Here is a 25,639-nt window from a genome sequence, read left to right on the forward strand (position 1 = left end):
GGCGCGGCGCCCCTCCCGCGTACGCACGGCCGGGTCCGCCCGAACGGCCCACGCCACGGCCGACCCGGTCAGCGGCCGAACACCGGGGCCAGGACGAGCTGGGCCGCGCCCTCCGCCACCAGGTGGGGCGTGCCGGGGGCGAGCGCGGCCGGCACCTCGGGCCCGCCGGCCAGCCGGGCGCGCTCGGCCAGGGCGGCGCCCACGCCCCGTACGAACCGCTCCGGCGCCTTCGCCACCACCCGGCCGCCCAGCAGCACCCGGTCGATGTCGAGGAGCCCGGCCAGGTTCGCGACGCCCACGCCCAGTACGCGGGCGGCCCCGTCGAGGTCGCCGCGCGCGACGGCGGCCAGGCACAGGGCCTCCAGGCAGCCGCGCCCGCCGCAGCCGCAGGGCGCGCCGTCCAGCTGTACCGTCTGGTGGCCGAACTCCCCCGCCCCCGTCCGCGCGCCCCGGTACACCGCCCCGTCCAGCACGAGCCCGGCGCCCAGCCCCGTACCGGCGTGGACGTACGCGAACGAGGACCCGCCCGGCTCCCGCAGCGCCAGGGCCAGCGCCGCCGCGTTCGTGTCCTTGTCGACCGCCACGGGCGGCACCCCGGCGCCCGCGACCGCCCCGGCGCCCTCCCCCGGCCCCGCGCCTGCGCCGCCGCCCGCCTCCGTCGCGGCGACCGCGCCCGGCGGCCCACCGCCCGGCCCCGCCCCGCCCGTCGTCGGCCCACCGCCCGTGTCCGCGCCGCCTTCCGCCCGCTTCCCGGCCACCCTCCGCCCGGCGGCCGGCCGGCCGGGCGGGGCGCCGCCCGCGACACCCGCCCCGGCGCCCTCCACGCCGCCTTCAAGGGCCTCTCCCGAGCCGGCGTCGCGCAACGCGGCGCGCAGGGCGTCGCGCAGGGGGTAGCCGTCCCAGGCGGGGAAGCCCGTCACCCGGTGCGGCACCCCGGCCACGTGGTCGAGGGGGCCGGGCATGGCCACGCCCACACCCATGAGCGTCCCGCCGCCGCGCAGCGCGGCCACCTCGGCGGCGGCCACCGCCACCACGTGCGCGGGGCCCGCGCCCAGGTCCAGCGGGCCGGTGCGCACCGCCACGGTCACGCCCGCCAGGTCGACCAGCACGGCCGTGAGCCGGTCGCGGTCCAGGTGCAGGCCCACCGCGTGGGCGGCGCCCGGGACGAGGCGCAGCAGCGTCCGGGGCTTGCCGCCCGTGGCGGGCCCGCGCCCGGCGCCGGCGACGAGGCCCTCCTCCCGCAGCCGGGCCGCGATCTTGCTGACGGCCTGTGGGGTGAGCCCCGTCCGCTCGGCGAGCTCCAGGCGGCTCACCCCGTCTCCGCCCGCCGCGCGGAGCAGGCCGAGGACACGGGCGGTGTTGTGGCTGCGGAGGCCGGAGAGGTTCACGTTCCGCATTGTGCGGGCGGCGCTTGCGGTAACGCAACAGCGTTGCTTAAGTGGCACGCATGACCACTCCTCCCCCGGCACCCGCACCCGCGCCCGACTCCCCGGCCGCCCCGGCCGCCCCGATCACCCCGGCCGCCCCGATCACCCCGGCCGCCCCGATCACCCCGGCCGCCCCGGTCTCCCGGACGACAGCGGACGCCCCGGTCCCGGCCCCCGTCCCGGACCTTGCCCCGGCCCCCACGCCGTCGGCCGGCCACCCCACCCCCGTCGCGTCCGCGCCGGCCCCCGTGCGGGTGGGTCTGGTCGGCTACGGCCTCGCGGGGTCGGTGTTCCACGCGCCGCTGATCGCCGCGACCCCCGGCCTGGTGCTCGACACGGTCGTGACGTCGAACGCCGAGCGGCGGGAGCAGGCCCGCGCCGAGTTCCCGGACGTGCGGTTCGCCGCGTCGCCGGACGAGCTGTGGGCGCGGGCGCACGAGCTGGACCTGGTCGTCGTCGCGTCGCCGAACAAGACGCACGTGCCCCTCGCGACGGCCGCGCTCCGGGCCGGGCTGCCGGTCGTCGTGGACAAGCCGGTGGCGGGTACGGCGGCCGAGGCGCGGGCCCTCGGGGCGCTGGCGCGGGAGGCGGGCCTGCTGTTCTCGGTGTTCCAGAACCGCCGCTGGGACAGCGACTTCCTGACCCTGCGCGCCCTGCTGGAGCGCGGCGAGCTGGGCGCCGTACGGCGGTTCGAGTCCCGGTTCGAGCGGTGGCGGCCCCTGCCGAAGGGCGGCTGGCGCGAGTCGGGCGCCCCGGAGGAGATCGGCGGGCTCCTGTACGACCTGGGCAGCCATGTGGTGGACCAGGCGCTGGCGCTGTTCGGCCCGGCGGTGCGGGTGTACGCGGAGGTGGACGTGCGGCGGCCGGGTGCCGAGGCGGACGACGACACGTTCGTCGCGGTCACCCACGCGGGCGGGGTGCGCTCGCACCTGTACGTCAGCGCGACGGCGCCGCAGCTCGGCCCGCGCTTCCGGGTGCTGGGCGAGCGGGCCGGGTTCGTGAAGTACGGTCTCGACCCGCAGGAGGCCGCGCTGCGGGCGGGGGCCCGGCCGGCCGCCGGGGAGCCGTGGGGCGTGGAGCCCGAGGAGCTGTGGGGCAGGGTCGGCGCGGGCGAGTCTCCGGTGACGGGCGGCGGGCGGCCGGTGCCGTCGCTGCCGGGCGCCTACCCGGCGTACTACGCGGCGGTGGCGGCGGCCCTGCGCGACGGTACGGCCCCGCCGGTCACCGCCGAGGAGGCCGCGGCGGCGCTGGACGTCCTGGAGGCGGCACGGCGCTCGGCGCAGGAGGGCGTGGCGGTGGACCTGGTCTGAAGGCCGGGCCGGGCCCGGCGGGCGTACCGGGCCCGGCGGGCCGGGGCGGGGCGGGTGAGCCGCCGGGCACGGCGGGCGGCGGGCGGCGACCGCGCGGGACGAGGGCCGTACCCCCGCCCCTCCGGCACGGGACCGCGCCCTCCCGGACGGGGACGTCGCGGGCCGGGCCGCACGCCCGTGCCGATCAGGCCGCACGGTCACCCCGGCCGGCCCGACCGTCGTACGGCCGCCGCCCCCGGGAGGGCGACCGGTCCGGCCGCCGGGGCGCCGGCACCGGCGTCGCGCGCGCGGCCCCGGTGGCTCAGCCCGACGCCCTGGCCGGCCCCGGCGGCCGGCGGTCGGCTCCCCCGGCGGCCGGGCGGTGCAGCACGGCGCGCTCGGCCGCGGTCCAGGTGGTGCTGGTGACCACGTACAGCGCGGCGGCCAGCGGCACGACGGCGACGGTCACGAGCGTCGCGAACGGCATCAGCGGCAGCAGCCGGGACATCGCGCCCATGCCGGGCACCGCCGGCTCCGCGCCCAGGGCGCCCATCTGCGTACGGGTGGTGCGGTAGGTGTACGTGGCGACGGCGGCCACCAGCGCGAACAGCGCCCCGTACACCAGCCCGGCCTGCCCCAGCACCCCGCCGTGCGCGAGGGCGTCCGCCCACCGGCCGCCGAGCGGCGCGCCCAGCAGGGCGTGGCCGGACAGCTCGTCGCGGGAGAACAGGTGGTACAGCAGGAAGAAGACCGGCACCTGGAGCAGTCCGGGCAGGCACCCGGCGAGCGGTGAGACGTTCTCGCGCGCGTGCAGGTCGAGCACGGCCCGCTGGAGGCGGTCCGGGTCCTTGGCGTACCGCTTGCGCAGGGCCGCCACCCGCGGTGCGAGGCGGGCGCGCTCCCGCTGGCCGCGCGCGGCGGCGACGGCGAGCGGGAGGAGCGCGGTGCGGACGAGGACGGTGAGGAGGACGATCGCGGCGGGGGCCGGGACGATCCCGGAGAGCCACGTGAAGAAGGCCACGAGCATGGACAAGGGGAACCTCTGAGTCGTCGCGCCGCCCTGAGGGCGGCGAATCCGGAGTGGTGGTCGGCACACGGAGGGGCGGCGAGGCGGTACGGGCGCGGAAGGGCCCGCGGCACCCGGAATCCGACGCACGGGCCGGAGAGCACCGGGCCACCCGAGGGCCCTCGGGGCTGCCCGCAGCCCGGACTCAGGCCCCCGGGGGCGGCCTTCGGGCCGGAGAAGACCCGGACCCCCCTGGGACCCGGACGGCACCCCGGACACGCCCCCTACGGGACCGGCAGCCGCACCGGAGCGTCCGCCCGCATGCGCCCGCGCACGGCCGCGTACGCCCGCGCACGGGACGTACCGCGGACGGGACGCGCGCGCCGCGAGGACGGAGCCGGCCGCAACGGCCGCCGAGAGGTCACCGGAGGCCGGCCGGAAAGCCCAGGCCCGGTCAGGAAGCCCAGACCCGGCCAGGCAGCGCAGAGCCGGTCAGGAAGCCCAGACCCGGTCAGGTAGAGCTGTCCCGGTCAGGAAGCCCAGACCCGGCCAGGCAGCGCAGAGCCGGTCAGGCAGCGCAGAGCCGGTCAGGTAGGTGGCGCTGTCCCGGTCAGGATGCCGGGGCCGCGATCGCCGCCGAGGCGCGGCGTCCGGGGGCGCGGGGGCGGCGGCGGCCGGGGGCGTCGGGGTCGCGCTGCGGCAGGAACGCCGTACGCCGGTCCCGCTCGCGCAGGGCGGTGCGCACCCGCGTGGACGGCACGGAGGGGACGGCGCGGGCACTGACGACGGCGCAGGCGACGAGCGCGGCGGCGGCGAGCGCCACGGCGGAGAGGGAGGGCCCGTCCGCGAGGAGGACGACGGCGAGCAGGAGCGGCAGCAGCAGGCGCAGGAACGTCCCGTACACGTGCTTCCCCCTTCCCGGAGACTTGCCGAGGACCTTCCCGAAGACCTGCCCGGGACCTGCCCGGGACCTTCCGGAGGCCGTCCGACGGCCGGCCGATGGCCCTTCCGCCCCTCACCGTACCGGAGTTCGCCCGGCGGACGGTGGTGCGGTCCCGCGTTCGCGGCACGTCCGTCCACAAGCCCACCGGAGGCGGGACGCACAGCAGTACGGTGGTGGGCATGCGCCTCGACACGCCTGCTGACCACACCAACGAAGCCGAGCGCCTGCTGCGCACCGCGGAGCAGTACCCGGGGGACCGGGAGCCGCTGCTCCTGCGGGCGGCCGCGCACCTGGAGCTGGCCGGTGACCGCGCCCGCGCGACGGCCCTGTACGACACGCTGCTGTCCACGCCCCCGGAGCCGGAGAGCCCGCACCTGGTGCGGGCGCTGAAGGCGGCGAACCTGTGGGAGTACGGGCACGAGGCGGAGGCCCGCGCCATCCTGGACGGGCTGCGGGCGGCGGTTCCGTCGGACGCGGCGGCCTGGGAGATCGCCGGGGAGACGCTGGAGGCGCACGACGAACTGGAGGCGTCGGAGGAGACGTTCACGGCGGCGGCGCGGGCGCTGGTGCCGCTGCCCCACGAGCAGGAGGTGCCGTACGCGGCGCAGTCGCTGCTCATGTCCCGGCACCGGGTGCGGCGCCTGCTGGCGCGGGGACACGACGACTGGGACGTGCTGGCGGACCGGCTGCACACGGGCGCGGTGCCGCTGGACGAGCTGCACGACCCGAACCGGACCTGGGCGCTGGGCTCGTCGGACCCGGCGGAGCTCCGGGCGGAGATCACCCGCCTGCGCAGCGAGCTGGGCGCGTACCGGACGGCGCTGTCCCGCCCGTTCCCGGTCGCCGTGCTGCTGTGGCCGCGCGAGGAGCTGGCCGAGCTGCTGGCGGCCTACCCGGAGCTGGAGGCCGAGTACCCGACGCACGAGGCGCACCTGACGGACCTGGAGGCGTCGCTGCGCGAACTGGCCGCGGCCGGCACGCCGAACCTGGGCGTCGTGCGCGGCACGGTCCCCTCCTACGAGGCGTTCGCGGCGTCCGAGGGGGCGTCGCCGTCCGACGCGGAGCTGCTCCCCCAGTACGCCACGACCCTCGCCGCGCGGGGCCGCGCCCTCCCCTGGCCCCCGCCCCGCACCTCGCCCTGCTGGTGCGGCTCGACGGCCCCCTACGCCGACTGCCACGGCAAGGCCGAGCTGTAGGGCGCGCGCCCGGGTGCGGCGCCCGAGGCGCGACCGGGCACGCGGGGCGACCGGGTGACGCACCGTCACCCGTACACACGTTCACCTGTTCTCCATGATTGCGGTGCAGTAGTTTCACCTTGCACCACCGCCGGCTGGCTCGACCGTCCCCCCACGCATCCCCAGTCCCGTGTGCGCGAGGGAGACGTGTGCCATGAGCAATCCGTACGAGCCCCACCAGTCCTACCAGCCCCACCAGCCCTACCAGTCCCACCCCGTTCCGCCGCCCGCCGCGCCCGCGTCCGGCGCGGCGGCGCAGCGGCCGCTGTATCGCATGAAGCGGGTGTGGGCCGGCGGGGTGCTCCTCCTGCTGATCGGCACCGGCTGCGGCGCGATGGGCGCCGGGGACGGCACCGAGCCGGCGGCCAAGGCGGCCCCGGCCGCCACGGTGACCGCCACCGTCACGGCCTCGCCCTCCGCCTCCGCGGCCCCCGCGCCCGCGGTCACCGTCACCACCACGGCGACGGCGACGGCGACGGCGACCGTGGAGACGACGGCCACCGTGACCGCGACGGCCACGGTGACGCGCCGGGCGGCCTCGTCGAGCGACGACGGCGGCTCCGGCGACTCGGGGGGCGGCTCGTCCGGCGGCGGCAGCACCTACTACGCGAACTGCTCGGCCGCCAGGGCGGCGGGCGCCGCCCCCGTCCGCGCGGGCGACCCCGGCTACGGCCGCCACCTGGACCGGGACGGCGACGGCGTCGGCTGCGAGGGCTGACCCGGCCGCCGGCTTCCCCGCGGCCACCCGCCTCCGGCCCGCCCCGCGCCGGCGGCCCGGCACCCCGCCCCGCGCCCGGCTCCGCGCCCGGCTCCGGACACGCGTCCGCCCCGGTGACCCGGCGAGGCGGCCTTCCGGGGGCCGAGGCGGGCGGTCGGGGGCGCCGGGGCGGGGCGGGTTAGCCTCGGGGTGTCGTCGATGTGGCAGGAGGGTTCTCGTATGGGCAGGGTTCCGGTGGCCGTGGTGGCCGCGGGCGGGCTGATCGGCGGTTACGGCGTCGCGCGGTGGACCGGGAAGCGGCCGCTCGGCGGTGTGGCGCTGGCCGCCGCCGGCGCCGTGGCCGCGCGGGAGTGGCGGCGGCGCGGCGGGAACGCCGCGGCGGCCGGGCTGAGCGCCGCGTACGTGGCCGCGTTCGCCGGGTCGCACCCGCTGGCGAAGAAGGTCGGCGCCTGGCCGGCCGTGTTCTCGGTCGCCGGGGGCATGGCCGCGGCGTCCTGGGCGGTCACCCGCCGGGAGCGGACCGGCGCCTGAGCGGTGGCCCCCCGGCGTCGTGGCGCCGGGGCGGGTGGACGACGTCGTCCCGGCCTCGGCGCCCCGGGCCCAGGCGTCACGGCCTCATGGGCCCGGCGTCACGAGCCCCGGAGCGCAGGCCCGGAGCGCAGGCCCGGAGTGCAGGCCCGGAGTGCAGGCCCCGGAGCAGGCCCTGACGCCGTGGGGCGCGCCGCCATCCCGGCCCGGCCGTGGCGCGCGCCGCCAGGACGCCCTGGGGCGGGGTCGGCGTCCGGCCGGACCCCCGCCCCACGCCCGGCCGGAATCACCCCCGCCCCACGCCCGGCCGGACCCCCGCCCCACCCCGGCCGGGCGTCGGCCCGCCCGCGCCCCACGGCCGGACCGAGGGCGGCCGACCGGCTCCCGCGCCCGCCGCCGGGCCGGGGCCCGGCGGGCCCCGCGGTCACCTCACCCGCCCAGCGAGTGGGAGACCGTGTAGATCACCAGGCCCGCCAGCGCGCCGACCACCGTGCCGTTGATGCGGATGAACTGCAGGTCCCGGCCGATGTGCGCCTCGATCTTGCGGGACGTCTGGTCCGCGTCCCAGCTCGCCACGGTGTCGGTGATCAGCGAGGTGATCTCCGAGCGGTACGTCGTCACCACGTACGCCGCCGCGTCCTCCAGCCACCCCTCGACCTTCCGCCGCAGCTGCGCGTCGGTCGTCAGCCGCGCGCCCAGCGCCAGCAGCGACGCCCGCGCCCGCTGCCGCAGTTCGCTGTGCTCGTCCTCCGCGGCCGACACGATCATCGCCCGCACGGAGCCCCACACCGAGGCGATGACGTCCTGCACCTCGGGCCGCGCCACCAGGTCGGACTTCAGGCGCTCCACGCGCGCCCGCGTCTCCGTGTCCCCCTGGAGGTCCGCCGCGAAGTCCACCAGGAACCGGTCGATCGCCCCGCGCGCCGGGTGCCCCGGCATGTCGCGCATCTCCGTGACGAACCGCAGCAGCTCCTTGTAGACCCGCTCCCCGACCTTCCGGTCCACGAACCGGGGCGTCCACCCCGGCGCGCCGCCCTGCACCGCGTCCATCACCGAGTCGCCGTGCAGCACCAGCCAGTCGTGGGCGCGGGCGCAGACCAGGTCCACCGCCCGGTGGTGCGCCCCGTCCGCGACGACCCGGTCGAGGGTCTGGCCGATGCCCGGCGCGACCTCCACCGCCTCCGCGCGGCGCGTGATCACCTCGCCGACGACCGCCTGCACATCGGCGTCGCGCAGGACGGTCAGCGCGCCGCGCAGCGCCGTGGACAGCTCCGCCGTGACCCGGTCGGCGTGCGCCGGCTCCGACAGCCACGCGCCGAGGCGCCCCGCGATGTCCAGCGCGTGCAGCCGGGTCCGCACGACGTCCGCCGACAGGAAGTTCTCCCCGACGAACGTGCCCAGCGACGCCCCCAGCTGGTCCTTCTTGGTCGGGATGATCGCCGTGTGCGGGATGGGCAGGCCCATCGGGCGGCGGAACAGCGCGGTCACCGCGAACCAGTCGGCGAGCGCGCCGACCATGCCCGCCTCGGCCGCCGCCGCGACGTAGCCGGGCCAGCCGGTCACGCCGGCCGCCCCGGCCCAGGTCGCCAGCGCGTACACCACCGCCACCAGGAGCAGCAGCGCCGTCGCCGTGGCCTTCATCCGGCGCACCCCGCGGCGCTTCTCCTCGTCCTCCGCCGTGTACGCGAAGCCGCCGGCGCCCGCCGTGCGCGGCGCCCGTCCGCCCGTTGTGCTCATCCGCTCCGCCCTGTTCCGCCTGCGGGGCCCGCTCCGCCCGGTGTCGGCTCCGGGCCCGCACGGCCTCCCCGTCCTCTTCCTGCTGGTACTCCCGAGGAGGGGAGCTGGTTCCCCGAGCGGCTACTTTTCCAGGCTGTTGCGGCTTTTCTCACCTTTTCGCGGCTTGCGTTTCACCTCGACGCCTCCCATCAGGGCGAGCCCGGTGATGCGGACGCGCGGCGAGCCGGGCGTGCCGGGTCCGGTGGCCCGGTCGTCGAAGCCGCCCATGAGGCCGATGCCGCTCACCTCGACGTCGAGGTCCGGCGGGACGACGACGGAGACACCGCCCATCAGGGCGAAGCAGCGGATGACGATCTCCCGGTCCTCGAAGTCGGCGTCCCGCAGGTCGATGTCGCCGCCGCCCATGACCGCGACGGCCGTGAAGGCGCGGCCCACGCTCCACCGGCCGCCCCGCCCGAAGCCGCCGAACACGGCGACGCCGCTGCGGGACGTGGCCGGCCGCCCGATGCGGGCCGCCCAGCCGCCCGACGGCGCGTGCGCGGGGGCCGCCGGGCCGCCGGCGGGGGCGGGCAGGTCGCGGACGAGCGGGACGAGCTCGCCGTGCGTCTTCGCCCGGTACGCCGCGTCCAGCCGCTCGTCGAACTCGGCCATGTCCAGGCGGCCCTCCGCGAGGGCATCGCGCAGCCGCTCGGCGACCGCCTCCCGCTCGGTGTCCGACGCGCGCATCGCCCCGGGCCCGGCGGGCAGGGGCGCCTCGGCGGGCACGGGGGCGCCCGGCACGTCCGGGGCGCCGTGCGCGGACGCGCCGGGGGCGGGGTCACCGGAAGAGGGCCCACCAGAGGCGGGACCACCGGAGGCGGTACCACCGGAGGCGGGCCCGTCGGGAGCGGGTCCCGTGGGCGCGTCCGACGCGGGTGTGCCCGACGCGGGGGCGCCGTGCGCGGGCGCGTCGGGGTTCACCGGCCGGTCGGGGCCGGGGTCCTCGGGGTGCTGGGGGCGGCCGGGAAGCCGTTCCGGGTCCGTCATACGCCCAGCCTAGGCCGACCGCCGTCCGGCGTACATCCGCGCGATCACCGCCTCGATGTCCGGCTCCCGCACGGACAGGTCGACCAGCGGGTACGCCGCCGCGACCGCCGCCACCAGCGGCGCCGCCGACGCCGACGCGGGGAACGCCAGCCACTGCCGGGGCCCCTCGACGCGGACGACACGGGTGCCCGGCACCTCGACGGGCGGCAGCTCCCGCTCCAGGTCCACCACGAGGGTCCGCTCCCCCGCCCCCGCCTCGTGCAACCCGCCCAGCGAGCCGTCGTACACGAGCCGCCCGTGGTCGATGACCATCACGCGCGAGCACAGCTGCTCGATGTCGGTCAGGTCGTGGGTGGTGAGCAGCACCGTGGTGCCGCGCTCGGCGTTGAGGTCCCGCAGGAACTCCCGCACCTTCGCCTTCGACACGACGTCCAGCCCGATCGTCGGCTCGTCCAGGTACAGCACGTCCGGGTCGTGGAGCAGCGCCGCCGCGATGTCGCCGCGCATCCGCTGGCCCAGGGAGAGCTGCCGTACGGGCACCTCCAGCAGGTCGGCGAGGTCGAGGAGCTCGACGCACCGGTCGAGGTTCTCCCGGAAGCGGGCGTCCGGGACCCGGTACATGCGGTGCACCAGCCGGTACGAGTCGCGCAGCGGCAGGTCCCACCAGAGCGTCGTACGCTGCCCGAACACCACGCCGATGCGGTGCGCCAGGCGGGTGCGCTCCCGCGCGGGGTCGATCCCGGCGACCCGCAGCCTGCCGCCGCTGGGCGTGAGGATGCCGGTGAGCATCTTCACGGTGGTGGACTTGCCGGCGCCGTTCGGGCCGATGTAGCCGACCATCTCGCCGCGCGCCACGCGGAAGGTCAGCTCGTCCACGGCCCGCACCCGCCGCCTCTCCCGGCGCAGCAGCCCCACGCGGCGCCGCACGTCGAAGGACTTCTCGACCCCGTCGAGGGCGATGAAGTCCGCGTCGCGCGGATCGCGCGCGTCGCGGGGGCCGGGCTCGTCGCGGAGGCCGGGCTCGTCGCGGAGGCCGTCCGGGCGGTCCGGGCGCCCGGGATCCGGCCCGGCGCGGTCAGGCCCCGCGCCGTCAGGCCCCGTGCGGTCGGGTCCGGTCGTCGTCATGTGCTCAGCTCCCCGTGCTCCGGTACGAACGGATGCCCACCCGCCACGCCAGCCCGGCCAGCGCCACGCACACGGCGGCCACCAGCGGGGAGGCGAAGGCCGCCCAGGGCGGCAGCCCGGCCGGCGCCTCGCGGCCCAGCACGTACAGGGCGGGCACCCAGTTGACGAACGCCAGCGGCACCACGTACACGACCCCCCGCACCAGCTCGGCGCCGAAGACGGACGGCGGGTACTGGAGGAGGGTGTTGCCGCCGTACGTGAAGGAGTTGGCCACCTCCGCGCCGTCCTGCGCCCAGAACTGGAACGCCGCCCCGAACGTCATCAGCGACCCGAAGATCAGCGCCCCGGTCACCACCATCAGCGGCACCAGCAGCACCTTCACGGGCGTCCAGTCGACCCCCTCCAGCACCACCAGGGACCACACCAGCACCAGCAGCCCCTGCGCCACCCGGCCGAGCCGCCGCAGCGCGAACCGGTCGGCCGCCACCTGCGCCAGCACGGGCGCGGGGCGCACCAGGAACGTGTCGAGCGTGCCGTCCCGCACCCGCCGCCCCACCCTGGCGGTCTGGCCCATCGCCAGGTCGGCCAGCCCGAAGGCGGTGCTCGTCGTCCCGTACAGGAACGCCACCTCGCCGAAGGCGAACCCGCCGAGGCCCCGCACATGGCCGAACATGATCATGATGACGACGAAGTCGAAGAAGTTCACCGTCAGGTTGGACAGCAGCGTCATCGCGAAGGAGAAGCGGTACGTCATCGTGGAGCGGATCCACATGACGGCGATCAGCCCGTACGCGCGCAGCCCCTCCGCCGCCAGGGCCACCCGCCCGCGACGACGCCCGAGCCCGCCCCCGGCCCACCCGCCGCCGGCCGTCTCCCCCGCGTACGGCTCCGGCCCCGGCGCCCCGGCCCGCCCGCTACCCACCCTGCACCACCACCCGGCGCGTCGCGACGGCCTGGAGGGCCCGCCCCGCCGCCAGCAGGGCCACGGCCCAGCCCGCCTGGAAGCCGTACGCCCCCAGCAGGGCCCGGCCGGTCCGCCGCTCCAGGAACACGTCGGCCGGGACCTGGAGCATCGACGCCCAGGGCAGCGCCCGCGCGACCTCGCCGAGGGCGCCGGGGAAGACGGTCAGCGGGAGCAGCATCCCGGAGAAGAACACCCCGGACAGCCAGGCCACCTGCACCACCCCGGCCCCGTCGAGGAGCCAGAACACCGACAGGGCGACCAGGTACCACAGGGCGAAGCTCACCGCGATCGCGAGCAGCACCGAGACGAGGAAGGCCGCCCAGGTCGCGGGGTGTTCGGGCAGGGCGATGTCGAAGGCGAGCGCGCCGGCCGTCATGGGGACCACGCCCCGGCCGAGGAGCTGGAAGGCGGCGCGCCCGAGGTTGGCGGAGAACCACCAGAGCTGGAGGTCGGCGGGCCGGTACAGGTCGACGGCGATGTCACCGGTCTTGATCCGCTGGATCAGCTCGTCCTCGAACCCGCCGCCCATCAGGGAGGTGACGGCGAGCAGGGCCTGGCCGAGCCAGACGTACGCGAGGGCCTCGGCCATGTCGTAGCCGCCGAGGCGCGGACGCTCCTCCCACAGGGCCATGTAGGTGAACGCCAGGATGAAGCCGAAGACGGTGTTGGTGAAGACCCCGGCGGCGGTGGCGACCCGGTACGTGGCGTGGCGGCGGAAACTGCCCGCGAGGACCGCCCAGTAGAGCCGCATGGCGCCGCCTCCCCCTCCCGCCGCTCGGTCCGGTGCCGTCCGGCACTCCGTCAAAGCGGCCGAGCCTAGCCACCGTCGGGGTGGGTTCGCGACTTCTTTTCCCGTCGCGGCTACGCGGCCGGGCGCCCGGCGCGGTGCACTATGAAGGCAAGGTATAAAACATCACAATTCGGACAGTGATCACGTCCATGACCGCGACCGTGCCGGAGACCCAGTGAGCGACGCACCGCCGCAGCCCCCCGCCGGGGGCTGGGAGCCCCGTGACCCCACCGTCCAGGAGCCGGGCGGCGCCGACGCCGCGCCCGCCCCCGCCGAAGGCCGCACACCCGGCCGGCCCGACCGGCCGGGGACCCCGCCCGGCCGGGAGGCCCGCTCCGGGCGGCGCGCCCCCCGCTCCGGCACCGGCCCCGAGCCCGGCCACGGCACACCCCCCGGCGAAGGCCCCGCCCCCGGCAGAGCCCCGGACCCGGCCCCGGACACCGGCCAGGCCCCCGGCCCCGGCCCCGTCGGCCACCCCACCGGCCGACGCGCCCCCGGCACCGGCCCCGGATCCGGCACGGGCACCGGCACGGGCACCGGCACCGGCACCGGCACCGGCACCGGCCCCGGATCCGGCCCCACCGGGCCCGACCGGCCCAGAGAACCCAAGGGCCGCAAGCGGCGCCGCCGCACCGGCTGGCGGCGCGCCCTCCCCACCTGGCGCATGCTCCTCGGCGGCCTGCTCCTCCTCGTCCTCCTCCTCGGCGGCGGCTTCCTCGCCGGATACCACCTCATCGAGATCCCCCCGCCCAACGCCGCCGCCACCGCCCAGGCCAACGTCTACCTGTACGCCGACGGCAGCCCGCTCGCCCAGGGCGGACAGGTCAACCGCGAGAGCGTCCCGCTCGAACGCGTCCCCCGCCCCTTCCGGCAGGCCGTCCTCGCCGCCGAGGACCGCGACTTCCACACCGAGCCCGGCGTCGACCCCGGAGCCCTCCTGCGCGCCTCCTGGAACACCCTCACCGGCAAGGGCACCCAGGGCGGCTCCACCATCACCCAGCAGTACGTGAAGAACTACTACCTCGGCCAGGAACGCACCGTCACCCGCAAGGTGAAGGAGTTCTTCATCGCGATCAAACTGGACCGGGCCACCTCCAAGGACGAGATCCTCGAGGGCTACCTCAACACCAGCTACTACGGCCGCAACGCCTACGGCGCCCAGGCCGCCGCCCAGGCCTACTTCGGCAAGGACGTCCAGGACCTCGACACCGCCGAGGGCGCCTACCTGGCCTCCCTCCTCAACGCCCCCAGCGCCTACGACGTCGGCGCACGCCCCGCCAACCGCCCCCGCGCCGCCGCCCGCTGGAACTACGTCCTGGACGCCATGGTCCAGGAAGGCTGGCTGAGCCGCCCCGACCGCGACGCCCTCGAGTTCCCCGCCGTCCTCCCCTCCCACCCCACCGCCGGCCTCGCCGGGCAGCGCGGCTACGCCGTCCAGGCCGTCAACACCTTCCTCGCCCGCCACGGCGTCCTCACCGAGAAGGCCCTCGCCGCCGGCGGCTACCGCATCACCACCACGCTCCGCAAGGACCGCGTCGACGCCTTCGCCGAGGCCGTGAAGGCCCAGGTACTGGACCGCCTCGACCCCCAGAACAACCCCACCGACCAGTACGTACGCGTCGGCGGCGCCTCCATCGAACCCTCCACCGGCAAGGTCGTCGCCCTCTACGGCGGCGTCGACTACACCCGCCAGTACGTCAACAACGCGACCCGCCGCGACTACCAGGTCGGCTCCACCTTCAAACCGTTCGTCCTGGCCGCCGCCGTCGCCCAGGGCGCCGCCACCCAGCGCGGCGAACGCATCACCCCCAACACCGTCTACGACGGCACCAACAAGCGCCCCGTCCAGGGCTGGACCGGCGCCGCCTACGCCCCCGCCAACGAGGACGACGCCTCCTACGGCGGCATCCCCCTGCACACGGCCACCGACCGGTCCGTGAACGCCGTGTACGCCCAACTCGCCGTGGACGTCGGCCCCGAGAAGGTACGGCGCACCGCCATCGCCCTCGGCCTGCCCGCCGACACCCCGGACCTCACCGCGTCCCCGTCCATCGCCCTCGGCCCGGCCACCGCCAGCGTCCTCGACATGGCCGAGGCGTACGCGACCCTCGCCAACCACGGGAAGCGCGGACTGTACTCACTCGTCGAGAAGGTCGAACGCATCGACCCCGCCGGCGACCGCGAACTCCCCCTCCCCGCAGCCGGGTCCGACGCCCGGCAGGCCGTGAGCCGCGCCGCCGCCGACACCACCACCGCCGTCCTGCGCGGCGTCGTCGAGGGCGGCACCGGCACCGCCGCACGCGCCGTGGGCCGCCCCGCCGCCGGCAAGACCGGCACCGCCGAGGACGACAAGGCCGCCTGGTTCGCCGGCTACACCCCCGACCTGGCCACCGTCGTCGCCCTCATGGGCCAGGACCCCAAGACCGGCGCCCAGAAACCCCTCTACGGCGCGATGGGCCTCGCCCGCGTCAACGGCGGCGGCGCCCCGGCCGAGGTCTGGGCCCACTACACCGGCACCGCCCTGGACGGCACACCCGCCCGCGACTTCGACCTGGAACTGCCGAAGGGCTCCGAGATCAAGAAGAAGGACGAACGGGAGACGGAGGAGGGGACCGAAGAGGAGACCGGGGAGCGCACCGAGGAAGCGGGCGCCGAGGACGCCACCGGGGCGACGGCCGGCGACCGGCCCCACCCCGCCGAAGGCCCCCAGGCCCCGCAGGGACCCCAGGCCCCGCCCGGCACCCCGGCCCCCGCGCGGCCGGCCACCGACACCCTGGTCATCGAGTGACGGCGGCACCCCGCACGGGGTGCCGCCCCACCCGCGCCGAGGGCCCCACCCGGGCCGCACCGGCCCACCCGGCCGGCCACACCCGCAAGGCCCCCGGGCCCCCGAACCCCAGACCCGCCGGGGCCCACCGCCCCCACCACGCCCACCCGGCCGACGGCCCCGCCAGGCGGCCCGCCGGCTCAGTGGCCCGACGTGGCCTTCAGCCCCACCACGGCGACCAGCAGCAGACAGACGAAGAAGATCCGCGCGGCGGTCACCGGCTCACCCAGCACGAGCATCCCCACCACCGCGGCCCCCGCCGCACCGATACCGACCCACACCCCGTACGCCGTACCGATCGGCAGCGTCCTCACCGCCTGCGCCAGCAGCACCATGCTCGCCACGATCCCCGCACAGGTCAGCACGCTCGGCCACAGCCGCGTGAACCCCTCGGTGTACTTCATCCCGATCGACCAGCCCACCTCCAGCAGACCGGCGACGATGAGCAGCACCCAGGCCATGACGACACACACCCCTTCACGACGGAGGAAATCCGGTGTGCGTCGTCTTTGCCTTGTGACCCGGTACGGCGCGTCTCGTCGGGTTCCCCCAAAGGTAGCAAAGGGCGCGACCGCCCACGAGGGACGGCCGCGCCCGGCCACGGCGGCGGCGGAGGGATCAGAGATAGAGCCCCGTGGAGTCCTCGGAGCCCTCGAAGCGATCGGCGGCCACCGCGTGCAGGTCACGCTCCCGCATCAGCACGTACGCCACCCCCCGCACCTCCACCTCGGCACGGTCCTCCGGGTCGTACAGCACCCGGTCACCGGGCTCCACGGTCCGGACGTTCTGCCCGACCGCGACCACCTCGGCCCAGGCCAGCCTCTTGCCGACAGCGGCGGTCGCCGGGATGAGGATGCCGCCTCCCGAGCGCCGCTCGCCCTCGGGAACGTCGGACCGGACCAGCACCCGGTCGTGCAGCATCCGGATGGGCAACTTGTCGTGGGTGTTCTCGCTCACCCCACGAACCTACCTGCCCCGGCGACCCCGCCCCGCCCAGGGGGCCCGGCCCGCCCTCAGTGCCGATGCCTGCGCGACGACGACACCGCGATCAGACCGATCACCCCGACCGCGAGCAGCGCCACCGGAACCACCCGCTCCAGGCGCGGCGCGCCCTGCTCGTCCACGAAACGGGACCGCACGTCGGTCACCACCCGGTTGACCGCGACGAACGCCCGGCCGGCCGTCTCGTCCACCGTGGACGCCACCTTGGCCTTGGCGTCACCGATGATCGTCTTCGGGTGCAGCCGTACGCCGATCTCGTCGAGCGTGACGGCGAGCTGGGCGCGCCGGCGGACGATGTCCGCCTCGATCTGCGCGGGAGTCCTGGCGTCCGACACCGGGCTGCCTCCGTTGGTGGTCGTGATCGTTCGGTCGCTGCGTCAGGGACAGTCTGTCAGCTCGACCGGCCCGGGGCCCTCCCAGACCCCCGTTAGGCTCGGTCGGGTACCGCCCGCACCCGCCCCGAGGAGAGCCACAGCCATGAGCGAGCGACTGCAGCCCGGCGACACCGCCCCCGACTTCACCCTCCCCGACGCCGACGGCAACGACGTCTCGCTCGCGGACCGCAGGGGCCGCAAGGTGATCGTGTACTTCTACCCCGCGGCGCTCACGCCGGGCTGCACCAAGCAGGCGTGCGACTTCACCGACAACCTGGACCTCCTCGCCGGCGCCGGGTACGACGTCATCGGCGTGTCGCCGGACAAGCCGGAGAAGCTGGCGAAGTTCCGGGAGAAGGAGGACCTGAAGGTCACCCTGGTCGGCGACCCGGAGAAGAAGGTCCTGGAGGCGTACGGCGCGTACGGCGAGAAGAAGCTGTACGGCAAGACGGTGACGGGCGTCATCCGCTCGACCGTCGTCGTGGACGAGGAGGGCAGGGTCGAGCGCGCCCTCTACAACGTCAAGGCCACCGGCCACGTCGCCAAGATCATCAAGGACCTCGGCATCTGACCACCCCGCGAACGGCCCGTACCGCCCCACCGGACGGCACGGGCCACCCCACCCCCGCCCCCACCCCAGCACCCGCGGCCGCGGCCGCGGCCGCCCGTAACCGCCCCACCTCCGCTCCGTTACTCCGTACGAGGCCACGAACAGACGGCCGGGTGGGAGGGGATCGATGCGGGTCAGCCCGTACACGAAAGAGCGCCTGGAGGAGGCCGCCCGAGGGGCGCGGACCCTGTCGGAGGCGCTGGAGCGGCTGGGGGTGGACCCGGCGAGTCCGACACGGCGCTACGTGCGCGAGCGGATGAGGCGGCTGGGGGTGGAGACCTCGCACTTCGAACGGGAGACGAAGTGGACCAGGGACGTCCTCCGGTCCGCGGTCGCGGCCTCCACGAACATGTGCGACGTCCTGCGCCACCTCGGCCTCGGGGTCGTCGGCGGACACCACACGCACATAAGCCGACGCATCAGGGCGTACGGCATCGACACCTCGCACTTCCGGGCGCCGGACCGCCGCGGCGTGCCACGGCGCTCCGGGACCGAGCACCTGCTCGTCAGGCAGCCCGCCGACCGGGCCCGGCGTGTTCCGAGCGACCGGCTCAAGTCCGCCATGGCGGCGCGGGGTGTCGCCGAGCGCTGCGCGCTGTGCGGCACAGGACCGGTCTGGCGGGGCCGCGCCCTGCCTTTGGAGGTCGACCACGTCGACGGCGACTGGCGAGACAACCGCATCGAGAACCTTCGCTACCTCTGCCCCAACTGCCACGCCACGACGGACGGCTACCGCGGCCGCGCCAAGAGGCGCGCCGCCGAGGGGGCCGTGTGAGCGGCGGCGCGCGGTACCCCCGTGAGCGCCCGGACCCCGGCGAACTGCGCCGGGCGGTCGCGGAGTCGGTCTCGCTCGCCGGGGTACTGCGCCTGCTGGGCCGTCCGGACAGCGGCACCCAGCGGCGCAGGCTCCGCCAGTGGGTGGCCGAGGACGGCCTCTCGACCGAGCACCTCCTGGGTCAGGCCCACGGTCGTGGCAAGCCGGGCGCGACGCCCGTCAGGCGGGCCGAGGACATCCTGGTGAGACACGGCGGCGCGCGGCGCACCAGGACCGTCCTCCTGCGCCGCGCGCTGCGCGAAGTGGGCGTTCCCGAGGAGTGTGCCGAGTGCGGAGTGGGGCCCGTGTGGCTGGGGAAGCCCATGACGCTGGAGGTCGACCACGTCAACGGTGACTGGAGTGACGACCGGCGCGAGAACCTGCGGCTGCTCTGCCCCAACTGCCATGCCGTCACCGGCACCTGGTGCCGCGGCGGGCGCCCCCGGGGCGCTGGCCGGCAGCTCCCTCCCGACCGGGCGGCCGGGCCAGTAGAGTAGTGCGCGGCCGGGCGCCCGTACGCCAAGGGCTGAGCGGCGATCTTTAGGTGGTCGTGTTTGTCGGTTCGAATCCGACCGGGCGCACAGGGCGAGAGGGCCCCGCACCTTGGAATCCAAGGTGCGGGGTCTTCTTCGTTCGGTCAGCCCAGCAGGTCGCGGACGGCCGGGACGAGGGCGCGGAAGGCCTTGCCGCGGTGGCTGATGGCGTTCTTCTCGGCGGGGGTGAGCTCCGCGCAGGTGCGGGTCTCGCCTTCGGGCTGGAGGACCGGGTCGTAGCCGAAACCGCCGGTGCCCGCGGGGGTGTGGCGGAGGGTGCCGTCGAGGCGGCCCTCCACGACGCGTTCGGTGCCGTCGGGCAGGGCGAGGGCGGCGGCGCAGGCGAAGTGGGCGGCGCGGTGGGCGTCGTCGATGTCGGAGAGCTGGGCGAGGAGGAGGGCGAGGTTGGCCTGGTCGTCGCCGTGGCGGCCGGCCCAGCGGGCGGAGAAGATGCCGGGGGCGCCGCCGAGGACGTCGACGCAGAGGCCGGAGTCGTCGGCGACGGCGGGGTGGCCGGTGGCCTGGGCGAGGGCGCGGGCCTTGAGCAGGGCGTTCTCCGCGAAGGTGACGCCGGTCTCCTTGACGTCGGGGATGTCGGGGTAGGCGTCGGCGCCGACGAGTTCGTGGGTGAGTCCGGCGTCGGCGAGGATGGCGCGGAGTTCGGTGATCTTCCCGGCGTTGCGGGTGGCGAGGATCAGGCGGGTCATGGCGTCCAGTATCGCGGGGGCGCGCCCGCCGTCGTCGGCCGGTGGGGTGCGGGCCGTTCGCGTGCGGCTACGGGGTGCAGACCTTGCCGACTTCGGCGGCGGCGTCGGTGACGGGCTTCAGGTCGGGGGTGGTGTCGCCGGCGCGGACGGAGGTGCGGACCTGTTCGACGCCCGCGGCGAGGTCGTCCACGGCCTTGGAGAGGTCGGCGTCGCCGGTCTTGGCGTCGAGGGCGGCGAGTTCCTTGTCGATGGCGCTCAGGGACTCCTCGAGCTGGGTGGGGTCGCCGGCGTTGGAGGCCGCCTGGGTGAGGCGGTCGACGCTGGTCGCTATGGCGTCGGCGGTCTGGACGCAGCCCAGCGCCTTGTCGACCGCGCCGCAGCCGGTGAGGGTGAGGGCGGCGAGGGCGGCGGAGGCGATGAGGGCGGTGGTGTGGCGACGGCGCATGAGCGGGTGTCCTCCCCTGGTGGTCACGGGCGTACGGTACCTTCCGCACGCCCGTGTCGGGTGGGACGCCGTCGGGGGCGGCGTGGTTGCGGCGGGTGTCAGAGGGTGGCGTCGAGGGCTTCGCGCTGGAGGGCGGCGAGGTCGGCGCAGCCGCCGGTGGCGAGGTCGAGGAGCGCGTTGAGCTCCTTGCGGTCGAAGGGTTCGGCTTCGGCGGTGCCCTGGACTTCGACGAAGCGGCCGTCGCCGGTGCAGACGACGTTCATGTCGGTGTCGGCGCGCACGTCCTCCTCGTAGCAGAGGTCGAGGAGGGGGGTGCCGTCGACGATGCCGACGGAGACGGCGGCGACGGTGCCGGTGAGCGGCTTGCGGCCGGCCTTGACGAGCTTGTGCTGCTGGGCCCAGGCGACGGCGTCGGCGAGGGCGACGTAGGCGCCGGTGATGGCGGTGGTGCGGGTGCCGCCGTCGGCCTGGAGGACGTCGCAGTCGAGGACGATGGTGTTCTCGCCGAGGGCCTTGTAGTCGATGACGGCGCGGAGGGAGCGGCCGATGAGGCGGGAGATCTCGTGGGTGCGGCCGCCGATCCTGCCGCGGACGGATTCGCGGTCGCCGCGGGTGTTGGTGGAGCGGGGGAGCATGGAGTACTCGGCGGTGACCCAGCCTTCGCCGCTGCCCTTGCGCCAGCGGGGTACGCCCTCGGTGACGGAGGCGGTGCAGAGGACTCTGGTGTCGCCGCAGGAGATGAGGACGGAGCCCTCGGCGTGCTTGCTCCAGCCTCGCTGGATGGTGACGGGGCGGAGCTGTTCGGGTGTGCGGCCGTCGATACGGGTCATGGGGGCAGCCTAGGCGGTGCGGGGCGCTGCCCGGGCGGGGGCCGGGGGCGGGTGGGGGCCGGGCGGCGCGGGCGGGGCGGCGCGGGCGGGGCGGCGCAAGCGAGGTGGCGCGGGCCTGGCGCCGGGGCGGGGCCGGGCGGCGCGGGCGGGGCCGGGCGGCGCGGGCGCTGCGGACGGGCGATGGCCGGGGCCGCGTGGCGCGGGGGCGGGGCCGGGCCGGGCGGCGCGGGGCGAGTGGCGCGGCGCCGGGTGGCGCGGGGCGGGGCCCGCCTCGTGCCGGTGGGGCGTTCGGGGCGGGCCTCGTCGTCAGGGGCGGGGGCCGGTCACATCATGTCCTCGATGTCGGCGGCGATGGGGTCGGCGTCGGTGCCGATGACGACCTGGATGGCGGTGCCCATCTTGACGACGCCGTGGGCGCCGGCGGCCTTGAGGGCGGCCTCGTCGACGAGGTCGGGGTCGCTCACCTCGGTGCGCAGGCGGGTGATGCAGCCTTCGATCTCTTCGATGTTGTCGATCCCACCGAGCCCGGCGACGATCTTCTCAGCCTTGCTGGCCATGTCTTTCTCCCTGGTGTCCACGGGGCGCGGGGTGGGCGCCGCCGTACGTCCGCGTTCGTCACGGTAACTCACGGTTGGCCCATCTACGCGGGCGGGCCGCCACCCGGTCCGCGATCATGACGATCACCGGCACTCGCCCGCGGCCGGGCTCCGGCCGAGCGTATCGCAACTGGTCTACACCAGTCTGTCCCGGGAGGACTCGGATGAGCAACGACCGCTCGACGGACGGCGGTGGCGCGAAGGCCGCCCCGCCCCGCCGGTCACGGCGGAGCGCCCTCTTCCAGGGGCTCCAGAAGGTGGGTCGGAGCCTGCAGCTGCCGGTGGCGGTGCTGCCGGCCGCCGGGCTGCTGGTGAGTCTGGGCAACCTGTTCTCCGCGTCCCTGCACGGCGACTTCTGGGACAAGGTGTCGAGCGTCCTGCTGCAGGGGGGTACGGCGATCCTCGACGGGTCGTTCGGGCTGCCGCTGCTGTTCTGCATCGGGGTGGCCATCGGCTTCGCGAAGAAGGCGGACGGTTCGACGGCGCTCGCGGCGGTGGTGGGCTTCCTGGTGTACTTCAACGTCCTCAAGGCGTTCCCACGCGCGGGGACGGTGACCGAGGACGTGCCGGAGGGGCTGCCGCAGAACCCGGGGGTGCTGGGCGGCATCCTGATCGGGCTGCTGACGGCCGTGGTGTGGCAGCGGTTCCACCGCACGAAGCTGGTGGACTGGCTGGGCTTCTTCAACGGGCGGCGGCTGGTGCCGATCCAGATGGCGTTCCTGTGCGTGCTGCTGGGGGTCGCGTTCGGGCTGCTGTGGGAGCCGGTGGGGGCCGCGCTGGAGTGGTTCGCGCGGCAGCTGATCGGGCTGGGCGCGTGGGGCGCGGGGATCTTCGGTGTGGCGAACCGGCTGCTGATCCCGGTGGGGATGCACCAGTTCCTGAACACGTTCTTCTGGTTCCAGGCGGGTGAGTTCACCAAGCCGGACGGCACGGTGGTGCGGGGGGACCTGACGCGGTTCTTCGCGGAGGACCCGACGGCGGGGCAGTTCATGTCGGGGTTCTTCCCGATCATGATGTTCGGGCTGCCCGCCGCGGCGCTGGCCATCGCGCACACGGCGCGGCCGGAGCGGCGGGCGGAGGTGTCGGGGCTGATGGTGTCGGTGGCGCTGACGTCGTTCGTGACGGGGGTGACGGAGCCGATCGAGTTCTCGTTCATGTTCGCCGCGCCGCTGCTGTACGGGCTGCACGCGCTGCTGACCGGGGCGTCGATGGCGATCACCTGGGGGCTCGGGGTGCACGCGGGCTTCAGTTTCTCGGCGGGTCTGATCGACTACGTCGTGAACTGGCATCTGGACACCAAGCCGTGGTTGATCATTCCGATCGGTCTGGGTTTCGCGGTCGTGTACTACGTGGTGTTCCGCTTCGCGATCACCCTGTTCGGTCTGGCGACGCCGGGGCGGGAGCCGGAGGAGGTGGAGGAGGAGATGGCGCGGGAGGTGACGAAGCCGTAGCGGCGGGGCGTACGCCTGCGCCCGGCGCGGCGGGCGTACCGGCACATGCGGGCGTCCCGGCGAGGGGCGTCCCCGCGCGAACGGGTGTCCCGGCACAGGCGGACCTCCCGGTGCGAGCGGGCATCCCGGCGAGGCCGTCCCGGCGAAGGCGTCCCGGTGCGAGCGGTGCGCCGCTGCGCGCCGCCCTCCGGCCGGCCTGTCGCCTCCGGCCCTCGCAGACCCCCGGCCGGCCGGTGCGGGGGTCTTCGCGCGTAGTCCGCGAGGCGTCCGGCGCGGGGGGGCGGAAGAGGCCCCCGGGTCCGCCGCGCTTCGTGAGCCAGGCGTTATCTATTCGCAGGTTCCTTATCTATCCCCGACCGTGCTACAACAGGTCTACACCAGCAATGGTGTAGACCACGCGGCCTTCTCCCGTGCCGCGTCACCCCGAGAAAGACGCCGCCGTCCCCCGTATTTCCTTCCCCGGGCGGCGCCTTGCCCACTGGAGGAAGTCTATGAGTACGGCCAGCACCGCCCCCGCGGCGGAGAAGAAGAAGGGCGCGGGCGCGATGGCTGTCATGCAGCGCATCGGCCGCAGCCTGATGCTGCCGGTCGCCGTGCTGCCGGCCGCCGCACTCCTGGTGCGGTTCGGCCAGCCCGACATGCTCGGCAGGGAGTCGTTCCCGGAGTTCATCACCAAGATCGCGGGCTATATGGCCGCGGGTGGTGGCGCCCTGCTCGACAACATGGCGCTGCTCTTCGCCGTCGGTATCGCGATCGGCTTCGCGAAGAAGTCCGACGGGTCGACCGCCCTGGCGGCGGTGACCGGTTACCTGGTCTTCAAGAACGTGCTGGCCACCTTCACCGACAGCAGCCTGCCGAAGAAGGAAGCCATAGTCGACGGCAAGATCGTCATGGTGGAGCAGGCGGTCGACGCCAAGGTGCTCGGCGGCGTGGTCATGGGCCTCATCGTCGCCCTGCTCTACCAGCGCTTCTACCGCACCAAGCTGCCGGACTGGGCGGGCTTCTTCGGCGGCCGCCGCCTGGTCCCGATCCTCTCCGCCTTCGCCGGCCTGCTCGCCGGCATCGTCTTCGGCCTCATCTGGCCGTGGCTCGGCGCGGGTCTGCACTGGTTCGGCGAGAGCCTGGTGAACTCCGGCGCCGTCGGCGCGGGCATCTTCGGTGTCGCCAACCGCGCGCTGATCCCGGTCGGCATGCACCACCTGCTGAACTCCTTCCCGTGGTTCCAGGCGGGCGAGTACAACGGCAAGAGCGGTGACATCGCCCGGTTCCTGGAGGGCGACCCGACCGCCGGGCAGTTCATGACCGGCTTCTTCCCGATCATGATGTTCGCCCTTCCCGCGGCCTGCCTCGCCATCGTCCACTGCGCCCGCCCGGAGCGCCGCAAGGTCGTCGGCGGCATGATGTTCTCGCTCGCCCTGACCTCGTTCGTCACGGGCGTCACGGAGCCGATCGAGTTCACCTTCATGTTCATCGCCCCGGTGCTGTACGCCGTGCACGCGGTGCTGACCGGTGTCTCGATGGCGCTGACCTGGGCGCTCGGGATGAAGGACGGCTTCGGCTTCTCGGCCGGCGCGGTCGACTTCCTCCTCAACCTGGGCATCGCCACCAACCCGTGGGGGCTGGCCCTGGTCGGCCTGTGCTTCGCGGCGGTGTACTACGCGGTGTTCCGCTTCGCGATCACCAAGTTCAACCTGCCGACGCCGGGCCGCGAGTCCGACGAGGAGCTGGCCGAGCTCCAGAAGGCCGAGGCGAAGTAGTCACGCCCCGCCCTTCCGCTTCCGCCCGAGGCCCGGCCGTCACCGAGACGGCCGGGCCTCGGCCGTGTCCGGGCCCCGTCCGTGTGGGGGGCTACAGCTCGTAGACCGCGCCGGGGCGGGCCAGTTCCGCGGGGCCGTCGTACACCTCGCGGGCGTCGGCCAGGTTGCGCTCGGCGTCCGTCCACGGCGGGATGTGCGTCAGCACGAGCCGCCCGGCGCGGGCCCGGGCCGCGTGGACGCCCGCCTCGCGCCCGTTGAGGTGCAGCTCGGGGATGTCCTCCTTGCCGTGCGTGAACGACGCCTCGCACAGGAAGAGGTCGGTGCCGGCCGCCAGTTCGTCGAGCGCGTCGCACACACCCGTGTCACCGGAGTACGTGAGGGCGCGGCCCGCGTGCTCGATCCGGATGCCGAACGCCTCGACGGGGTGGCACACCCGCTCGGTGCGCACCCGGAACGGGCCGACGTCGAAGGAGGCGGGCTTCAGCGTGCGGAAGTCGAACACCTCGCTCATCGCCGTGGGGGACGGCAGGTCCGCGTACGCCGTGGCCAGCCGCTGCTCGGCGCCCTCGGGCGCGTACACCGGGATCGCGTCGCAGGCGCCGCCGTACCGGTAGTACCGGGCGACGAAGTAGCCGCACATGTCGATGCAGTGGTCGGCGTGGAGGTGCGACAGGAAGATCGCGTCGAGGTCGTAGAGACCGCAGTGGCGCTGCAGCTCGCCGAGGGCGCCGTTGCCCATGTCGAGGAGCAGCCGGAAGCCGTCGGCCTCTACGAGGTAGCTCGAACAGGCCGATTCCGCGGACGGGAACGACCCGGAACAGCCGACGACGGTGAGCTTCATGGAGCGTGAACCTCCGTGGACGGGAGCGGGGAAGCGCTGGCGGGGGGAGGTCGTGCGGTGCGAC

The 25,639-nt window shown here is 75.5% G+C and carries 26 protein-coding genes, 1 tRNA gene and 1 riboswitch; of the genes, 11 read left to right on the forward strand and 16 right to left on the reverse strand.

Annotated elements, in window-relative coordinates; all coding sequences use genetic code 11:
* Positions 1-68 precede the first annotated feature (68 nt).
* Complete coding sequence (locus CP974_RS10535; protein ID WP_085921265.1) at positions 69-1,397, reverse strand: ROK family transcriptional regulator; 1,329 nt, start codon at positions 1,395-1,397, stop codon at positions 69-71.
* 50 nt (positions 1,398-1,447) lie between these two features.
* On the opposite strand from CP974_RS10535, the gene CP974_RS10545 reads away from it, so the two are divergent.
* A complete protein-coding gene (locus CP974_RS10545; protein WP_223844646.1) occupies positions 1,448-2,737 on the forward strand; it encodes a Gfo/Idh/MocA family protein in 1,290 nt (429 codons plus the stop codon).
* Between the two features lie 301 nt (positions 2,738-3,038).
* Here the strand turns inward: CP974_RS10545 and CP974_RS10550 are convergent, their stop codons facing one another.
* Positions 3,039-3,743 (reverse strand): YidC/Oxa1 family membrane protein insertase, encoded by a 705-nt coding sequence (locus CP974_RS10550; RefSeq protein ID WP_078915852.1) that lies wholly within the window; start codon positions 3,741-3,743, stop codon positions 3,039-3,041.
* A gap of 589 nt (positions 3,744-4,332) precedes the next feature.
* Positions 4,333-4,626 (reverse strand): DUF6412 domain-containing protein, encoded by a 294-nt coding sequence (locus CP974_RS10555; protein ID WP_031135728.1) that lies wholly within the window; start codon positions 4,624-4,626, stop codon positions 4,333-4,335.
* 218 nt (positions 4,627-4,844) lie between these two features.
* Here CP974_RS10555 and CP974_RS10560 point away from each other — a divergent pair, with 218 nt between their 5' ends.
* From CP974_RS10560 to CP974_RS10570, 3 genes are all read left to right on the forward strand, one after another.
* Positions 4,845-5,861 (forward strand): SEC-C domain-containing protein, encoded by a 1,017-nt coding sequence (locus CP974_RS10560; protein ID WP_031135729.1) that lies wholly within the window; start codon positions 4,845-4,847, stop codon positions 5,859-5,861.
* Between the two features lie 193 nt (positions 5,862-6,054).
* A complete protein-coding gene (locus CP974_RS10565) occupies positions 6,055-6,618 on the forward strand; it encodes an excalibur calcium-binding domain-containing protein (RefSeq protein ID WP_373276781.1) in 564 nt (187 codons plus the stop codon).
* Between the two features lie 219 nt (positions 6,619-6,837).
* Complete coding sequence (locus CP974_RS10570; protein WP_031135731.1) at positions 6,838-7,149, forward strand: hypothetical protein; 312 nt, start codon at positions 6,838-6,840, stop codon at positions 7,147-7,149.
* A 426-nt stretch (positions 7,150-7,575) separates the two neighbouring features.
* On the opposite strand, the gene CP974_RS10575 is transcribed toward CP974_RS10570, so the two are convergent.
* The 5 genes from CP974_RS10575 to CP974_RS10595 form a co-directional block, all read right to left on the reverse strand.
* On the reverse strand, positions 7,576-8,883 hold the full coding sequence (locus CP974_RS10575; RefSeq protein ID WP_031134411.1) for a DUF445 domain-containing protein: 1,308 nt from the start codon (positions 8,881-8,883) through the stop codon (positions 7,576-7,578).
* A 120-nt stretch (positions 8,884-9,003) separates the two neighbouring features.
* A complete protein-coding gene (locus CP974_RS10580) occupies positions 9,004-9,609 on the reverse strand; it encodes a DUF1707 SHOCT-like domain-containing protein (RefSeq protein WP_031134409.1) in 606 nt (201 codons plus the stop codon).
* A 309-nt stretch (positions 9,610-9,918) separates the two neighbouring features.
* Positions 9,919-11,034, reverse strand: coding sequence for an ABC transporter ATP-binding protein (locus CP974_RS10585; protein ID WP_223844647.1), 1,116 nt, complete (start codon positions 11,032-11,034; stop codon positions 9,919-9,921).
* 4 nt (positions 11,035-11,038) lie between these two features.
* Entirely contained in the window at positions 11,039-11,854 is an 816-nt protein-coding gene (locus tag CP974_RS10590; RefSeq protein ID WP_031134406.1) for an ABC transporter permease, read from the reverse strand.
* Between the two features lie 94 nt (positions 11,855-11,948).
* Positions 11,949-12,749 carry an ABC transporter permease gene (locus tag CP974_RS10595; protein ID WP_031134404.1) on the reverse strand — a complete coding sequence of 267 codons (801 nt, stop codon included), beginning with the start codon at positions 12,747-12,749 and terminating at the stop codon, positions 11,949-11,951.
* Positions 12,750-12,963: 214 nt separating this feature from the next.
* Between CP974_RS10595 and CP974_RS10600 the strand changes: the two genes are divergently transcribed.
* The gene (locus CP974_RS10600) at positions 12,964-15,576 is read left to right on the forward strand and encodes a transglycosylase domain-containing protein (protein WP_051839780.1); all 2,613 of its coding nucleotides are present in this window, start codon (positions 12,964-12,966) and stop codon (positions 15,574-15,576) included.
* 179 nt (positions 15,577-15,755) lie between these two features.
* On the opposite strand, the gene CP974_RS10605 is transcribed toward CP974_RS10600, so the two are convergent.
* The 3 genes from CP974_RS10605 to CP974_RS10615 all read right to left on the reverse strand — a co-directional run bounded on the left by CP974_RS10605 (position 15,756) and on the right by CP974_RS10615 (position 16,952).
* Positions 15,756-16,076, reverse strand: a complete 321-nt coding sequence (locus CP974_RS10605) for a DMT family transporter (RefSeq protein WP_031134402.1) — start codon at positions 16,074-16,076, stop codon at positions 15,756-15,758.
* Between the two features lie 36 nt (positions 16,077-16,112).
* Positions 16,113-16,186, reverse strand: a riboswitch (guanidine-III (ykkC-III) riboswitch).
* 47 nt (positions 16,187-16,233) lie between these two features.
* Positions 16,234-16,572, reverse strand: coding sequence for a GroES family chaperonin (locus CP974_RS10610; RefSeq protein ID WP_031134400.1), 339 nt, complete (start codon positions 16,570-16,572; stop codon positions 16,234-16,236).
* Positions 16,573-16,628: 56 nt separating this feature from the next.
* Entirely contained in the window at positions 16,629-16,952 is a 324-nt protein-coding gene (locus CP974_RS10615) for a DUF3618 domain-containing protein (protein ID WP_031134399.1), read from the reverse strand.
* 142 nt (positions 16,953-17,094) lie between these two features.
* On the opposite strand from CP974_RS10615, the gene bcp reads away from it, so the two are divergent.
* The 4 genes from bcp to CP974_RS10635 all read left to right on the forward strand — a co-directional run bounded on the left by bcp (position 17,095) and on the right by CP974_RS10635 (position 18,996).
* On the forward strand, positions 17,095-17,562 hold the full coding sequence (gene bcp, locus CP974_RS10620) for a thioredoxin-dependent thiol peroxidase (protein WP_031134397.1): 468 nt from the start codon (positions 17,095-17,097) through the stop codon (positions 17,560-17,562).
* A gap of 166 nt (positions 17,563-17,728) precedes the next feature.
* The gene (locus CP974_RS10625; protein WP_031136793.1) at positions 17,729-18,376 is read left to right on the forward strand and encodes an HNH endonuclease signature motif containing protein; all 648 of its coding nucleotides are present in this window, start codon (positions 17,729-17,731) and stop codon (positions 18,374-18,376) included.
* The gene (locus tag CP974_RS10630) at positions 18,373-18,912 is read left to right on the forward strand and encodes an HNH endonuclease signature motif containing protein (RefSeq protein WP_051840092.1); all 540 of its coding nucleotides are present in this window, start codon (positions 18,373-18,375) and stop codon (positions 18,910-18,912) included. Before CP974_RS10625 ends, CP974_RS10630 begins: the two co-directional genes overlap by 4 nt.
* A gap of 11 nt (positions 18,913-18,923) precedes the next feature.
* Positions 18,924-18,996: transfer RNA gene (locus CP974_RS10635), tRNA-Leu, on the forward strand.
* Positions 18,997-19,052: 56 nt separating this feature from the next.
* Here CP974_RS10635 and rdgB read toward each other — a convergent pair.
* The 4 genes from rdgB to CP974_RS10655 all read right to left on the reverse strand — a co-directional run bounded on the left by rdgB (position 19,053) and on the right by CP974_RS10655 (position 21,508).
* Entirely contained in the window at positions 19,053-19,655 is a 603-nt protein-coding gene (gene rdgB, locus CP974_RS10640) for an RdgB/HAM1 family non-canonical purine NTP pyrophosphatase (protein WP_031136797.1), read from the reverse strand.
* A 67-nt stretch (positions 19,656-19,722) separates the two neighbouring features.
* Positions 19,723-20,100 carry a DUF8711 family protein gene (locus CP974_RS10645; RefSeq protein ID WP_031136799.1) on the reverse strand — a complete coding sequence of 126 codons (378 nt, stop codon included), beginning with the start codon at positions 20,098-20,100 and terminating at the stop codon, positions 19,723-19,725.
* Between the two features lie 98 nt (positions 20,101-20,198).
* Positions 20,199-20,930 carry a ribonuclease PH gene (rph, locus tag CP974_RS10650; RefSeq protein WP_031136800.1) on the reverse strand — a complete coding sequence of 244 codons (732 nt, stop codon included), beginning with the start codon at positions 20,928-20,930 and terminating at the stop codon, positions 20,199-20,201.
* Between the two features lie 323 nt (positions 20,931-21,253).
* Positions 21,254-21,508: a PTS sugar transporter subunit IIB gene (locus CP974_RS10655; protein WP_257787045.1), complete on the reverse strand. Its 255-nt coding sequence runs from the start codon at positions 21,506-21,508 to the stop codon at positions 21,254-21,256.
* 182 nt (positions 21,509-21,690) lie between these two features.
* Here CP974_RS10655 and CP974_RS10660 point away from each other — a divergent pair, with 182 nt between their 5' ends.
* Both CP974_RS10660 and CP974_RS10665 read left to right on the forward strand, forming a co-directional pair.
* Positions 21,691-22,977 carry a PTS transporter subunit EIIC gene (locus tag CP974_RS10660; RefSeq protein WP_031136459.1) on the forward strand — a complete coding sequence of 429 codons (1,287 nt, stop codon included), beginning with the start codon at positions 21,691-21,693 and terminating at the stop codon, positions 22,975-22,977.
* A 491-nt stretch (positions 22,978-23,468) separates the two neighbouring features.
* Positions 23,469-24,734: a PTS transporter subunit EIIC gene (locus CP974_RS10665; protein ID WP_031136460.1), complete on the forward strand. Its 1,266-nt coding sequence runs from the start codon at positions 23,469-23,471 to the stop codon at positions 24,732-24,734.
* A gap of 91 nt (positions 24,735-24,825) precedes the next feature.
* Here CP974_RS10665 and CP974_RS10670 read toward each other — a convergent pair whose 3' ends face one another.
* Positions 24,826-25,575 (reverse strand): MBL fold metallo-hydrolase, encoded by a 750-nt coding sequence (locus CP974_RS10670; protein WP_031136462.1) that lies wholly within the window; start codon positions 25,573-25,575, stop codon positions 24,826-24,828.
* Positions 25,576-25,639: the final 64 nt, after the last annotated feature.

The organism is Streptomyces fradiae ATCC 10745 = DSM 40063 (genome assembly GCF_008704425.1).
In the GTDB taxonomy this organism is placed as follows: domain Bacteria; phylum Actinomycetota; class Actinomycetes; order Streptomycetales; family Streptomycetaceae; genus Streptomyces; species Streptomyces fradiae.